Source organism: Roseibium suaedae (genome assembly GCF_900142725.1).
GTDB classification, from domain to species: domain Bacteria; phylum Pseudomonadota; class Alphaproteobacteria; order Rhizobiales; family Stappiaceae; genus Roseibium; species Roseibium suaedae.
In genome coordinates, this window is sequence record NZ_FRBW01000005.1 from 304,959 (window position 1) to 317,867 (window position 12,909).

12 protein-coding genes are annotated in these 12,909 nt (G+C 59.7%); 4 read left to right on the plus strand and 8 right to left on the minus strand.

Going from position 1 to position 12,909, the window contains the following annotated elements; all coding sequences use genetic code 11:
- Nucleotides 1–58 precede the first annotated feature (58 nt).
- Both BUA94_RS20270 and BUA94_RS20275 read right to left on the minus strand, forming a co-directional pair.
- Nucleotides 59–1,039, minus strand: a complete 981-nt coding sequence (locus BUA94_RS20270; RefSeq protein WP_073015170.1) for a Bug family tripartite tricarboxylate transporter substrate binding protein — start codon at nucleotides 1,037–1,039, stop codon at nucleotides 59–61.
- A gap of 48 nt (nucleotides 1,040–1,087) precedes the next feature.
- Nucleotides 1,088–2,497, minus strand: coding sequence for an FAD-binding oxidoreductase (locus tag BUA94_RS20275; protein WP_139251218.1), 1,410 nt, complete (start codon nucleotides 2,495–2,497; stop codon nucleotides 1,088–1,090).
- Between the two features lie 272 nt (nucleotides 2,498–2,769).
- On the opposite strand from BUA94_RS20275, the gene BUA94_RS20280 reads away from it, so the two are divergent.
- A complete protein-coding gene (locus tag BUA94_RS20280) occupies nucleotides 2,770–3,600 on the plus strand; it encodes a sucrase ferredoxin (protein ID WP_235860658.1) in 831 nt (276 codons plus the stop codon).
- Between the two features lie 2 nt (nucleotides 3,601–3,602).
- Here BUA94_RS20280 and BUA94_RS23640 read toward each other — a convergent pair whose 3' ends face one another.
- The 6 genes from BUA94_RS23640 to BUA94_RS20310 form a co-directional block, all read right to left on the minus strand.
- Nucleotides 3,603–3,932: a substrate-binding domain-containing protein gene (locus tag BUA94_RS23640; protein ID WP_073015172.1), complete on the minus strand. Its 330-nt coding sequence runs from the start codon at nucleotides 3,930–3,932 to the stop codon at nucleotides 3,603–3,605.
- 368 nt (nucleotides 3,933–4,300) lie between these two features.
- Nucleotides 4,301–5,359 carry an L-idonate 5-dehydrogenase gene (locus tag BUA94_RS20290; RefSeq protein WP_073015173.1) on the minus strand — a complete coding sequence of 353 codons (1,059 nt, stop codon included), beginning with the start codon at nucleotides 5,357–5,359 and terminating at the stop codon, nucleotides 4,301–4,303.
- A gap of 9 nt (nucleotides 5,360–5,368) precedes the next feature.
- Nucleotides 5,369–6,646, minus strand: a complete 1,278-nt coding sequence (locus BUA94_RS20295) for a TRAP transporter large permease (protein WP_073015174.1) — start codon at nucleotides 6,644–6,646, stop codon at nucleotides 5,369–5,371.
- Nucleotides 6,646–7,158, minus strand: a complete 513-nt coding sequence (locus BUA94_RS20300) for a TRAP transporter small permease (RefSeq protein WP_073015243.1) — start codon at nucleotides 7,156–7,158, stop codon at nucleotides 6,646–6,648. Before BUA94_RS20300 ends, BUA94_RS20295 begins: the two co-directional genes overlap by 1 nt.
- A gap of 66 nt (nucleotides 7,159–7,224) precedes the next feature.
- Nucleotides 7,225–8,202, minus strand: a complete 978-nt coding sequence (locus BUA94_RS20305; RefSeq protein WP_073015175.1) for a TRAP transporter substrate-binding protein — start codon at nucleotides 8,200–8,202, stop codon at nucleotides 7,225–7,227.
- 27 nt (nucleotides 8,203–8,229) lie between these two features.
- Nucleotides 8,230–8,928 (minus strand): GntR family transcriptional regulator, encoded by a 699-nt coding sequence (locus BUA94_RS20310; RefSeq protein ID WP_073015176.1) that lies wholly within the window; start codon nucleotides 8,926–8,928, stop codon nucleotides 8,230–8,232.
- 123 nt (nucleotides 8,929–9,051) lie between these two features.
- On the opposite strand from BUA94_RS20310, the gene uxuA reads away from it, so the two are divergent.
- The 3 genes from uxuA (at nucleotide 9,052) to BUA94_RS20325 (ending at nucleotide 12,892) form a co-directional block, all read left to right on the plus strand.
- On the plus strand, nucleotides 9,052–10,263 hold the full coding sequence (gene uxuA, locus BUA94_RS20315; protein ID WP_073015177.1) for a mannonate dehydratase: 1,212 nt from the start codon (nucleotides 9,052–9,054) through the stop codon (nucleotides 10,261–10,263).
- Nucleotides 10,264–10,492: 229 nt separating this feature from the next.
- Nucleotides 10,493–11,611 carry an acyltransferase family protein gene (locus BUA94_RS20320; RefSeq protein ID WP_073015178.1) on the plus strand — a complete coding sequence of 373 codons (1,119 nt, stop codon included), beginning with the start codon at nucleotides 10,493–10,495 and terminating at the stop codon, nucleotides 11,609–11,611.
- A gap of 360 nt (nucleotides 11,612–11,971) precedes the next feature.
- Nucleotides 11,972–12,892 carry an NAD-dependent epimerase/dehydratase family protein gene (locus tag BUA94_RS20325; RefSeq protein ID WP_073015179.1) on the plus strand — a complete coding sequence of 307 codons (921 nt, stop codon included), beginning with the start codon at nucleotides 11,972–11,974 and terminating at the stop codon, nucleotides 12,890–12,892.
- Nucleotides 12,893–12,909 lie beyond the last annotated feature (17 nt).

Genomic DNA, 12,909 nt, shown 5'->3' on the forward strand with positions numbered 1-12,909 from the left:
GCGATCCCGTCTATCGCGAAGAAGCCCGGGGAAGGCTAAGCTTCCCCGGGCAACCATATTACTGCTTTGCAAGACCCACGGCGTTCAGGCTCTGGGCGAGCGCCTTGTCCGAGTTTTCCATGAAGGTCTCGAACTCGGCTGCCGGCGTCCACTGGGTGGCGTAGCCACGGTCCTTCATGAAGGACAGGTATTCCGGGTCTTTCACGACTTCGCCCACAGCTGCCACCAGCTTGGCGGCAACGTCCTCGGGAATGCCTGCAGGGGCAACGACACCGCGCCAGGAACCGAGTGCGAAGTCATGGCCGGTTGCCTGAGAGAAGGTCGGAAGATCCGGCGCGGTTTCCAGCCGGGCTTCAGAGAAGACCGCCAGAGGCTTGATCAGGCCGGCAGACATGAGTGCAGCCGCTTCAGGAAGAGAAGCCGTCGCGATCTGCACCCCGCCAGCTGCAAGATCCTGCAGACCGGGCGCAGCGCCTTCCGACGGAACCCAGGCCACGCGCTCAACCGGCAGGCCGGCAGCAAGCAGCATGCCTGCCAGAGCCAGATGGTTCACGCCGCCCTGTGCCGAGCCGGACCCCTTGAACTCGCGGTCCGGAGCCTTTTCAAGCGCGGCGAGCAGAGCAGGCATATCCTCGTAACCGGCATCAGCCCGCACGAAGAGGGCGGCCGGATCAGAGTTGTATAGCCCGATCGGCGTATAGGCCTTGTAGGTCAGGTCGGTCAGACCAAGGGTGTGCATAGAGCCGATTTCCAGGGTGGCAACGCCGATGGTCTGGCCATCGGGTGCAGCGTCAGCGATGGCCGTGTGACCGATGACGCCAGATCCTCCCGTGCGGTTCACCACCGGCACCGGCACGCCCAGCTTCTTTTCCAGCAGGGTTCCGATCATGCGGGCAGTGGCATCGGTGCCGCCACCAGCGCTCCACGGCACAACCAGGGTAACTGGGCCATTCGGCCAGTCCTGCGCGATTGCCGGTGCCGCAACACCAACCATCAAGGCTGCGGCAAGCGACAGAATGCTGCGTCTGTTCAGTTTCATGCTTTCCTCCCCAGGATGCCCTTGTCTCCGGCCCTCCGCCGGCAAGGGTCAGTCAAAAATCTTGGTCGCGTTGACGATCCAGTCCGGATCGACGCTGCGCTTGATCCGCCGCATCAGGTCGACCTGAGCGTCGTCCCGTGTGTGCTTCAGATAGGGCTTCTTGAGCAGGCCAATGCCATGCTCTGCCGAGACCGTTCCTCCCAGTTCCCGGACGATGCCGTAAACCACAGTGCTCACGTCGGACAGAGGCTGCGGATCTGCACCCGGCACCCAGGCAACAATGTGGATGTTGCCGTCGCCAACATGGCCGTAATGAACCGAGTGGCAGCCAAACTGTTCCAGAAGTGCCGGTTTGGAGCGGGTTACGAATTCCTCAATCCGGCGGATCGGCAGGCCGATGTCGAAGGAGATATGCGGCCCGATGACTGCCGGATTGGCAAATTCCGCGGCCGCATCCCGTGTGCCCCAGAAATCGGCCATATCCGAAAGCGTCTGGGCGACAGCACCGTCCTCGATCACGCCCTTTTCGAACAATTGTTCCAGCCAGGCCGAGAAGCGGGCGCCATCGATTTCGTCATCCAGACCCTGCACCTCGATCAGAACCACATGGGTTCCATCACCAATCGAAACCGGAGCCTTGCCGCCCGGCACCCGTTCCGTCGCCTGATGCCAGTAGTCCGCCCACATGACCTCGAAGGCCGACAGGAAAGGTCCGAGAGTCCGCCGGGCAGTGCCCAGCAGTTCCAGCACCTTGTCATAGCCATTGACCACACACATGGCGGCACAAACGCAGCCCGGCTTCGGATGAAGCCGCAAAACGGCACGGGTGATGACCCCGAGCGTGCCTTCCGCGCCAACGAAAAGCTGCTTCAGATCATAGCCGGCGTTGTTCTTCAGCATCCGGTTCAGCATGGACAGGACCGTGCCATCCGGCAGCACGACCTCAAGCCCGAGCACCAGATCACGGGCCATGCCATAGCGGATGACACGGTTGCCGCCTGCATTGGTGGAAAGGTTTCCGCCGATCGCACAGGACCCCCGCGCACCGAGATCCAGCGCGAAGAACAGACCGGCTTCGTCTGCAGCCTTCTGGATCACCTCAAGCGGAGTTCCGGCCAGCACCGTCATGGTCATGCCGTCCGGATCAATTTGCTCGATACCCGTCATGCGCTCCATGGACAGAGCCACACCGCCATCCAGCGGCCGGGATCCTCCGCACAGGCCCGTCATGCCGCCTTGCGGCGTCACCGGGATCCCTGCCTGGCTGCAGGTCTTCAGGATTCTGGAGACCTCTTCCGTGGAGGAGGGACGGAATACCGCGAGCGGTGCAGCCTGAGGCAGGAAACTCCAGTCAGTCCGGTTTCGCACCGGGACATCCGGTCCCATCAGCACGGCCTTGGGGCCAAGCTCCTGGGCAAGATCCTCGATAAACCGTCCGGCATTCTGAAGCTGCATCATGATCAATCCGGTTAAATGTTATGTGTTACATATAACAGAACTAACCACTCCAGCAAGCGCAAAGGCTCGGGTTCCCGGAGGGCGCGGGAGCACAATGGCTTAATTGATCCGGTATTTGAAAATGCCTCTGACAGGCATCTGATTGAAAATCATTGGACTTCGTATAAAAACATGAAGATCAAACACTACAATTCATCCAGGCAAATGGGACGTGAGTGTCTATGAGCGCACATAGGTTTTGCCGTGATACCTGCCTGGCGCGAGGAGAGCCGATGCAGGGCGCCGGAGCCTCGGCAAAGGGCTACGTGCTGCTTCATTGGCCGCGGGGTCACTGGCGTGTGCCCAGAACCGATTCCGCCGGCATGCCTGCCGTGCTCTCCGAAGCCATGATCGCTGCAAACGAGCGCGGACTTCACGTTGCGCTGGTCGAAGGGGATGATCTCGCGGTCTCCTTCAATGGTGTCTTCGTCCGCACAGCAACTCCTGAGGAAATGGCAGGCTATCTTGGGAGTGTGTCCAAGGGGGCGGAACTTGAGGGAGAGCAGGACAAGCGCATCACGATCCTGTGCTGCACGGACGGCAAGAGGGACCCGTGTTGCGCACGCTATGGCTTTGCCACGTTCAAGGCCCTGCGCAGTCAGGCCGATCCGGAAGAGTTCCGGATTCTGCAATCGACCCATCTTGGCGGCTGCCGGTTTGCAGCGTCCCTCATGGTCTTGCCCCAGCGCGCCAGATATGGGCGACTTGAGCCAAGGGATGTTCCGGATTTTCTGTCCTGCCTGCGCGAGGGCAAGCCATACCTGCCGGCCTATCGCGGCAACCCGGAACTGGATGATCTGGGCCAGGTTGCAGAACATGCTGCCTTGTCACATTGGCAGAATGCAGGATTTGACGGGAAAATCTCGCTGACCCGCCTGTCCGGCTTTGATGGCCAGAATGACAGGGCAGAAGTCCTTGCTTCGGCGAACACCGGACAACTGCGGATCGAACTGCAACAGAGCCGCTTCCCGGTCAGCACACGTTGCAGCAACCTGAAAGAAGACGCCCCCTCAGACCACGCCGACCGCTGGAACGTGGTGTCCCTCACGCCATTGATGCCCTGACCCTACGGCCTGGCCTGCCTCAGGATTTCCCTTTCGCCAATGTGGGATAGAAGCAAGGTCGCCGACCCGATCAGCCCTTCCATGGTCTCGCCATAGCGGCTGCGGTTCAGATAGAGAAACTGCCGGTTGCGCACGGCAAAGAGGTTTTGCCACTGGGCAGAGGCGCGGACAACGCGGGTTTCTGCCTCTTCTGCCAGCATGTCCTCATAAGTATCTATGATGACATCGCTATCAAAGTCGGACAGACGCTCCAGGCTATAGGGAATGTCCCGGGAGCTTGCCTCAATTGCGGGAACATGACCCAGGCCAAAGTCGGCGATCACCTGTTCCATGCCGCCCCGCCCGATAATCCGGTGCCTGATGCGTGCCGATGTAGTGGATGGCCGAGGTGTCATATCTCTGGGAAGTTCCTCTGAAGATGGCGTCCTCGAACACCCTTTTCCGGCCGGAGGAGCCACAGGGGACGACACCCAGTTCCAGAAGCTGTGTCGTCAGGCTGAAGTCGTGCAGCGACACGACGCAGCGCGTTGCGACGAACAGTCCGGCCGGGATCTGGAGCGGTGCGAAAATCGTCACAAGGAACCTGCCTCTGAAGGCAGGACAGGAAGGAAACAAACGATCGGTAGACAGAAACAAAAAACGCCAGGCACCGATGCCGGTGCCTGGCGTTCTGACTTGTCTGTGGCAACAGCTTTCCGCCTCAGTCTTCCTTGGCGAACAGAAGCTGCACCTTGACCGACCTGGTCCGGTCGGAAGCGATTGCGATGGCATCTGCGGCTTCGGAGCCGTCGAAGACATGGGTCACGACAGGCGCAAGGTTCAGCGCCTTGGCATTGATAAGATCAACGGCCTGTCCGAATTCACCATCGAAGCGATGGGTGCCAATGAGGTTGATCTCTTTCGCAACCAGCATGTTGAAAGGGATTGGCGTGTCGCCCATCACGCCGACCTGCACGATGGTGCCGAGCGGGCGGGTGGTCGCGATGGCACTGCGCAGGGCAGGGGCAGCCGCCGAGCATTCAAACACCAGATCGAACTGGCCCTTATCCGCAGCCCAGGGCTCGAGACCTTCCGGATTGCTGGCCACATTGACGACCTTGGTCGCGCCAACCTGCAGGGCGACCTCAAGCGTTGCATCCTGAAGATCCGTGACGACGATCTCAGCCGCCCCGTGATGGCGGGCAAGAGCGGCGCACAGAACACCGATCGGTCCGGACCCGGTCACCAAAACCCGCTTGCCCTTGATCTCGCCGGAGATTTCCCTGGCACGGGTAACGGCCCGGCAGCAGACGGCGAGGGGCTCGGCAAGAGCAGCCTGCGTTGCCGGAATGCCCGGAGCGATCTGATAGCACTGTCCAGCGCCAATCGCGACCTGGTCCCGCATGAAGCCCTGCTCATGCGGCAGGAACATTGCCGATCCCTTGAAGCGCATGTTCAGGCAATGCTGATGGGAACCGGCACGGCAGAACTTGCAGTCACCGCAGGGATGGGACGGATTGATCGCAACCAGATCCCCCACCTTCGGCTGCGAGACCCCTTCACCGGTCTCGATCACGGTTCCGGCAGCCTCATGACCAAGGATGATCGGCTCTCGCACCCGGATCGTGCCGATACCGCCATCCGAATGATAGTGCAGGTCTGACCCGCAGAAGCCGGCCGCGCCAATTGCGACGATGACTTCCCCGGCCTTGGCGGCCGGCTTTGGTTCGCTTTCGAGGCGCAGATCGTTTTTGCCGTGAAGGCGTACGATGCGGTTCATGTCCAGATCCTATTGGGAAACAAGGTTGGGAAGCCAGGTGCTGAAGAAGGGCACATAGGACACCAGGATCAGCACGAGGATGTTGGTCAGAATGAAGGGCCAGATGGCCTTCGTGATCTGCACCAGGGAAATGCGGCCGATGCTGGCGCAAATGAAGAGGCAGACGCCGACTGGAGGGGTCGTCAGGCCAATCATCAGGTTAAGCACTGCAAAGGTTGCGAAGTGGATCGGATCAATGCCGACGCCCTGCGCCAGTGTGAGCAACGGCACGAACAGGATGATGAGCGCTGCGATCGTTTCCATGAACATGCCCACGAACAGGAGCACCAGATTGATCAGCAGGATCACGAGATACTTGTTGGTGGTGATCGACAGAACCGTATCCGCGATCATCTGGGGAATGCGCTCGGAGACGAGGATCCAGCCGAAGACATTCGCAAACCCGACGAGAAGCAGGATACCGGCAGCGGAAATCGCGCTGTCGATCAGGATCCGGGGAACGTCCCGCAGCTTCAGACCGCGATAGACGAAGGCACCGACGATGAAGGCATAGAGCGAAGCGACGATCGCCGTTTCCGTGGGCGTGGCGAAGCCGGAGAGCATGCCGCCCACGATCAAGGCCGTCATCGAAACCGCCCAGAACGCGCCCAAGAAGGCGCGGAACAACTCGCCAAATCCCTGCCAGGGCTGGCGCGGGAAGTTGTTGCGACGGGCAATGATCCAGGCGGTGATCATCATGGCAACGCCCATCAGGATGCCCGGCAGGGCCCCGGCAATGAACATCTTTCCGACAGAGATGCCCGAGAGCGTCCCGACGATGATCATCGGCACGGACGGCGGAATGATCGGACCAACCGTCGAAGAGGCAGCGGTAATCGCGGCAGAAAAATCAACAGGATAGCCTGCCTTCTTCATGCCTGGAATCATCATGCCGCCGATGGACGCAGCGTCCGCTGCGGCTGTCCCGGAGATCCCGCCGAAGAGCATGGAGGCCGCAACGTTGGTGAGGCCAAGGCCGCCGCGCATCCAGCCGACCAGAGCCTGCGCCAGACGCACGATACGGGTGGTGATACCGCCCTCGTTCATGAGGTTTCCGGCCAGGATGAAGCCCGGAATGCAGAGCAGCACAAAACTGTCGATGCCCGCATACATCTTCTGCGGGATCGTGACGAGGGGAATGCCTGCCTCAAGCAGATAGGCAGCAGAGGCAACGCCAAGGGTCACTGCGACGGGCATGCCGAGCGCGAGACCCACGAGAAACGTTCCCAGAAGGAGCGCCAGACCCATTATAATTCCTCCGCGGATTTGGTCGGCAGGCCGTCATCCGTGCCAATGATCATGCCGATCACGCGCAGGATGGCGAAAATTCCAAGCACAAGCAGCGTCACGAGGGCAGCCGCATGGATCCAGTCCATATGGATCCCGAGGGCAGGAGCCGTCTGGCGTGCGCCGATTTTGGTGAAGAGGGCGGCGGGCGAAATCAGCATCAAGGCGAAGCCTGCGGTGACCACGGCAGCGAAAAGGCGCAGCATCCAGGGCTGCTTGCCGGGCAGGGCTTCGGAGATGATATCGACATTGACAAGCGCGCCGGTGCGCAATCCCAGGCCTGCGCCGAAAGCGGTCAGCCACAGCAGCGCAAAGCGCGTGAGTTCTTCTGTCCAGATCATTGCCGGGACAAATCCGGACCGGCCGAGGAGCTGGATGATAACCGCGACAATGATTGTCAGAAAGGCAACGCCAGTCGCCAGGCGGGCAATCAGCACGGCAGCTTTCGTAACGTGCCCAACAAGGGATTTCATCCCGGTCTCCTTCATTGCAAAGCAAAGGACGGGGGCGCGGACGCCCCCGCCGGAGTGTGTGATCGATCAGCGTGCGAACAGCGCTTCAACGTCCGGACGGATCTCATCGGAAACCGAGGCCAGAACCGCATCCTTGGCAGCAGCAGCGAAAGCTGCACTATCGACGTCCACGAAGGTCATGCCGAGGCCGGTGAGTTCGCTGACGAGTTCGCCTTCCTGCTTCAGGAACAGCTCACGCTCATAGGCCTGAGCTGCGGCAGCAGCTTCGGTGACCGCCTTCTGGTCTTCAGCCGACAGCTTTTCCCAGGACATCTCGGAGATGGTGAGATAGATCCAGGAACGGACGTGCTCGGTCTTGTTGACGTATTTCTGCACTTCATTGAAGTTTGCAGACTTGATCAGGGCCAGCGGGTTTTCCTGAGCGTCGATGGTGCCGTTCTGCAGGGACGTAAAGACTTCCGAGAAGGCCATCGGGGTCGGGCTTGCACCCAGGGACTTCCAGACGTTCAGGAACAGCGGCACGTTCGGCACGCGCATCTTCAGGCCGTCCAGCTCGGAAGGCTTGGTGATCGGGCGGTTCGAGGTCAGGTTACGCGGGCCGCGGGCGAAGTAGGCGATCGGGCGGATGCCAACCTTGTCGACGATTTCCGCTTCGATCTTCTTGCCGAGATCACCGGAAGCAACCGCATCCATGTCCTCAAGGGACTTGTAGGCGTAGGGAATGGCCAGAAGAGCAGCCTTCGGCGCCCAGTTCTGCAGGGATTCGCCGGTGATGGTCATATCGGCGGTGCCAAGCTGCATGCCGTTGATGACGTCCATTTCCTTGCCCAGGGTCTCGTTCGGATAGACTTCGACCTTTACGCGGCCGCCCGTGCGGGAGGCAACTTCCTCGGCGAACTTCACCGAAGCCAGGTGCCAGGTGTTCTGCTCATTGGCCGGGTGGCCGAGCTTCAGGGTGACATCCTGTGCCCAGGCTGCAACCGAAATGGTTGCGGTTGCGATGCCTGCAATGAGTAGGGTCTTGAGTGAGTTTGCGACAGTCATGGTTTCCTCCCTTGGCCGCTATTGGGATCAGGCCGGATTGGTCTGGGTTTCGAAAAACTGCGGGCAGGCCGCCTGAATGGCTGGCAGGTCCGACAGGATCATTTTCAAGTGAGCGCGCATTGCGGCCTCAGCCGCCTCGGGCGAGCCCGTCTCGATCGCATCCACCACTGCTGTGTGCTGGGTGACGAGGTGGTCAATCGCAAGCCGCGCGGTGGTCAGACGGCGGACCCGGTCGAGCTGGGACTTCATGCCGTCGATCACGCGCCAGGCGTTGGGGCGTCCTGCGCCTTCCGCCAGGGTGCGATGAAATAGGTCGTCGAGTTCGACGAAATTTGCGGGATTGTCAGCGCAAAGGCGCAACTGAAGTGCCAACTGGCTGCGCAATTCCTTGACCAGCTCAGAGGAGGAGGCCTCCGCGCAGAGTTTCACGATGTCGGCTTCCACCGCTTCGCGCACAAAGCGGGCGTCGAGCACCGTGGACAGATTGATCTTGCAGACAAAGGTTCCGCGCTGGGGCCGCACTTCAACCAGGCCTTCTTCTGCAAGCTTGATGAAGGCCTCGCGCACTGGCTGGCGGCTGACCTCGTAGCGTGCCGCGATTTCCGACTCAGAAAGGCGCGCGCCAGGCTCCAGTTCATTGGAGACGATCAAATGACGGATTATCTGGGCCAGCTGCGGACCAGCTGCCATTTTCGGATCGAGCCTGGCTTGAATTGTTCCGGTCATTATCGCGTTTCCTCCGCCGCTCTAACTGCACCATACTTCCATACTAGTCAACATCAATGATGTGTGCTAGCCGTTTGTCATGTGTTGCGGCGCAGGAAGCCGCGAAACGATCAGGAGAGAAGAATGCGTCAAACCTGGCGATGGTTTGGACCCAAGGACCGCGTGAGCATCGACGACATGATGCAGGCCGGCGTCGAAGGCGTCGTTTCGGCGCTTCATCACGTGCCGACCGGCGTGGTCTGGACACCAGAGGAAATCGGGCAGCGGCAGCGCGAGATCGCAACCCGGCGGGACGGGCGTCCGTCTTCCCTGCAATGGGAAGTCGTCGAATCCCTTCCTGTTTCAGAAGACATCAAGAAACAGCAAGGCGATTGGAAAACCCATGTCGAGAACTGGAAGGTCTCGATGCGGAACCTGCGCGACGCTGGAATTGAAGTCATCTGCTACAATTTCATGCCGGTGCTCGACTGGACCCGCACGGACCTTGCCTGGGAACGGCCGAATGGCGCCCGCTGCATGCGGTTCGACCTGATCGATTTCGCCGCCTTCGACATCCACATCCTGGCCCGCAAGGGCGCTGCCGAAAGCTTCCCCCCGGAAGTCGTTGAAGCAGCTGCCCGCCGGTTCGCGGAAATGTCCGAGGAAGACAAGGAACGGATCGCCGGCAATGTCGTCTTCGGCTTGCCTGGCGCTGCGGAAAAATTCACGCTGGAACAGGTGCGGGAACATCTGGCCCAGTATGACAACATCACCGAAGACCGTTTGCGCGGGAACATGATCGACTTCCTCTCGGAAGTGGCTCCGATCGCTCAGGACATCGGCATGCGGCTTTGCTGCCATCCGGATGATCCGCCGTTCCCGCTTCTGGGCTTGCCGCGCATCATGTCGACTGAAGCGCAATACCGTGCGGTTCTGGATGCCGTGGATCTGCCTGCAAACGGCGTTACCCTTTGCACCGGCTCTCTTGGGGCCCGTCCGGACAATGACACGGTCAAGATCTTCAAGGCGCTGGCCGACCGGGTGCATTTCCTGCATCTGCGGAACGTGAGCATTGAGGGCTCCGCTCTGATGAACTCCTTCTTCGAGGACAATCATCTGAGCGGTCACACCGATATGGCGGCCATGGTGAAGGCGATTGTGGCCGAAGAAGCCCGCCGCGCCGCTGCAGGCCGCTCTGACTGGTCGATCCCGTTCCGTCCGGACCATGGCCAAGACATCCTGGACGACATCGGCCGCGAGGCTCAGCCCGGATATCCGGCCATCGGACGCCTGAAGGGGCTTGCCGAACTACGTGGCCTCTACAACGCGTTCCAGCACGTCGCTGCTGAAGCCTGAAACGCTTCAAGGCACCAAAACTCAAGACAAGCCGCCGGATGCCAATCGTGTCCGGCGGCTTTGTGTTTGAGCCCCGGTTAAGTGACGCTTACTGCCAAGCAAAGCACTTCTCGATCCCTGCTGAGGTCTGGGACCTGATCACATGCCGATCCCCAAATTGCTTCAAGGATAGACTATCGTGACAGCTTCAGCCTTTATGTCCCGGGATAAAAGGATGGGGCCATCAGGCATGAACAGGGCAATCGGCACGGCAACGGTGCGGCTCGAACAATTGACCGGATTGCGTTTCTTCGCAGCGCTGCTGGTCTTCGGCGTCCATTTCAGGTGGGACACGAGTGGAGACTTCGTCAAGAGCATTGCCGAACAGGGCTATGTTGGCGTCTCTTTCTTTTTCATACTTTCCGGATTCGTGCTGACACAGTCCTACAAGAGCCGGATCCTCACCGGAGCGACCTCTTTCCGGACCTATTTCCTGCTTCGGATCGCCCGTCTGTCGCCCTTGCACTTCCTGACCGGACTTCCGTTTCTGTATTTCTCGATCATGCAGGTCGAAGCGATCTATTCGGAAGAGTTCAGCATTCTCAAGACAGCCCTGAACCTGACCTATTTGCAGAGCTGGGTTCCAGTCTCCTCGATCTATTTCTCTCTGAATGCACCGTCCTGGTCGCTATCAGACGAGATGTTCTTCTATCTCAGCTTCTTTTTTCTCGTCGCTTTCTCGCCGCGCAAGCTTCTTGCGATCACTGCAGGCCTTGCCGTGGTGGTGTTCGTTTCCGCATTTCTGGTTCTAGTCTTCCTGGGCGATACGATCCTTGCAGGAAAATACCCGTTCTCCCATTGGCTGTTCTATGTGTTTCCCGGCTTTCGCATCCTGGAATTTCTGGTTGGGATGGTGCTCCACGATCTCTGGAAGCGGGGCATTAGGTTACCCGGCTCCGTTATCCCGTTCACTTATGTTCTGCTGTTCCTGGCCATGTGGCTTGCGCCAGACATTCCGGCCCCGTTCCGCTACTCGCTGTTCTACCTGCCGGTCATCACGCTCTTCTTCTATGCCCATCTGACAGAAGGCACGGCACTTACCCACGTCTTTGCAACCCGGCCACTCGTCCTCCTGGGAAATGCGTCTTTCGCCTTTTACCTGGTCCACCAGCCTTCACTACATCTGTTGAACCTCTTCCTAAGGCCGAGCATCCCGTCGGATATCATCTTCTTCCCCATATCATTGTGCATCACGACCGCGTTTTCGGTGTTTCTCTACCGTATCTACGAGATGCCCGCTGAACGCCTCCTCAAGTCATTGATCAATGGCAGGCGGAACCTTGCAAAACCAAACCAGGTCGTGTCGTGAACATCGGCTGAAAACACTGCCCATCCTCTAGCAAGTTCATTCAGGAGGCCGCGCAGAAGCGATTACGTCCCATACCACTCCGTTCCCGTCCCAGCCTTGCGTCAGGACTGGTGTTGAGCCGGCAGGGGGCACCCTTTCACGTCCCCGTTCGCCTCCCGATCGGCAGACCTAAAAGCGAACCCGGCGGGAACAAGAAAGCCCGCACAAACTTCAAATGAGGCCCGTTTACGTAAGGGCCTTTAAACCGTAACTGCGGCAAGCTACTTTGATTATCTTGCTGATTCTGGCTGGGGGAACTGCAATGACATTTAAAACAGACTGCACGGATCCACGCGCCCTTCAGGCATTCTGAGGACCCTGATGCACGTCTTGATCATTGGCGGATGCGGGTTTGTAGGATCTCATGTGGTCGACAAATGCCTGGCCGAAGGCATGGCAGTTCGGGTCCTCGACCCAGCGCGGCCAAACAGCCGCATCGCGCATCCTGAAGTGGACTATGTCCGAGGGCACCTGGAAGATCAGGCCCGCCTGCCCGAGTTTCTGTCGGGCATCGACGCCGTGGTCCATCTCGCGAGCACGACAATCCCGTCCTCTTCCAATCTTGATCCCGCATCGGACATTTCCGGCAATCTGATCCCGATGATCAGACTTCTCGAGGCCATGCGCGAACATGGACCGCGCAAGCTGGTGTTCCTGTCCTCCGGCGGAACCATCTATGGCATTCCGAACATGTGTCCGGTGCCGGAGACCCATCTGCCGCAGCCAATCTGCTCCTACGGCGTCGTGAAGGCGGCCATGGAACATTACCTTCAGATGGAGCAGCATCTTCATGGGCTGCAGGCCACCATCCTGCGTCCCTCCAATATCTACGGCCCCCGTCAGGGAAGGCTTGGAGTCCAGGGCGTCATCGGCACCTATCTGCATAATCTCAGCCTGGGCCTGCCGATCGAAGTCTGGGGTGACGGGTCGGTGATCCGGGACTTTCTCTACGTTCAGGACTTCGCCGATATCTGTCATCAGGCACTCATGTCCAGCCTGACGGGCTGTTTCAATGCCGGGAGCGGGACAGGCATCTCGATCAGGGATCTGATCGGGCGGATCCAGCGGACCGTTGGCGGCCCGGTCCATCCGATTTATCGCGACGGACGCGGCTTCGATGTGCCGAGGGTGGTTCTCGACATCTCGAAGGTCAATGCCGCCTTCGGCTGGACACCCCGCGTTGGACTTGACGAAGGTTTGGCCGGTACGTGGAACTGGGTGAGCAAATGCGACGCAGCCTGACCCTTCCGTTCCAGTCT

What these genes read in the sequence shown, in the direction of transcription:
- BUA94_RS20295 (WP_073015174.1), bottom strand. Translation starts at nt 6,646, where the DNA reads ATGGGTCTGGCGCTCCTTCTGGGAACGTTTCTCGTGGGTCTCGCGCTC.
- BUA94_RS20280 (WP_235860658.1), top strand. Translation starts at nt 2,770, where the DNA reads ATGCAGGGCGCCGGAGCCTCGGCAAAGGGCTACGTGCTGCTTCATTGG.
- uxuA (WP_073015177.1), top strand. Translation starts at nt 9,052, where the DNA reads ATGCGTCAAACCTGGCGATGGTTTGGACCCAAGGACCGCGTGAGCATC.
- BUA94_RS20320 (WP_073015178.1), top strand. Translation starts at nt 10,493, where the DNA reads ATGAACAGGGCAATCGGCACGGCAACGGTGCGGCTCGAACAATTGACC.
- BUA94_RS20290 (WP_073015173.1), bottom strand. Translation starts at nt 5,359, where the DNA reads ATGAACCGCATCGTACGCCTTCACGGCAAAAACGATCTGCGCCTCGAA.
- BUA94_RS20300 (WP_073015243.1), bottom strand. Translation starts at nt 7,158, where the DNA reads ATGAAATCCCTTGTTGGGCACGTTACGAAAGCTGCCGTGCTGATTGCC.
- BUA94_RS20325 (WP_073015179.1), top strand. Translation starts at nt 11,972, where the DNA reads ATGCACGTCTTGATCATTGGCGGATGCGGGTTTGTAGGATCTCATGTG.
- BUA94_RS20310 (WP_073015176.1), bottom strand. Translation starts at nt 8,928, where the DNA reads ATGACCGGAACAATTCAAGCCAGGCTCGATCCGAAAATGGCAGCTGGT.
- BUA94_RS23640 (WP_073015172.1), bottom strand. Translation starts at nt 3,932, where the DNA reads ATGGAACAGGTGATCGCCGACTTTGGCCTGGGTCATGTTCCCGCAATT.
- BUA94_RS20275 (WP_139251218.1), bottom strand. Translation starts at nt 2,497, where the DNA reads ATGATGCAGCTTCAGAATGCCGGACGGTTTATCGAGGATCTTGCCCAG.
- BUA94_RS20270 (WP_073015170.1), bottom strand. Translation starts at nt 1,039, where the DNA reads ATGAAACTGAACAGACGCAGCATTCTGTCGCTTGCCGCAGCCTTGATG.
- BUA94_RS20305 (WP_073015175.1), bottom strand. Translation starts at nt 8,202, where the DNA reads ATGACTGTCGCAAACTCACTCAAGACCCTACTCATTGCAGGCATCGCA.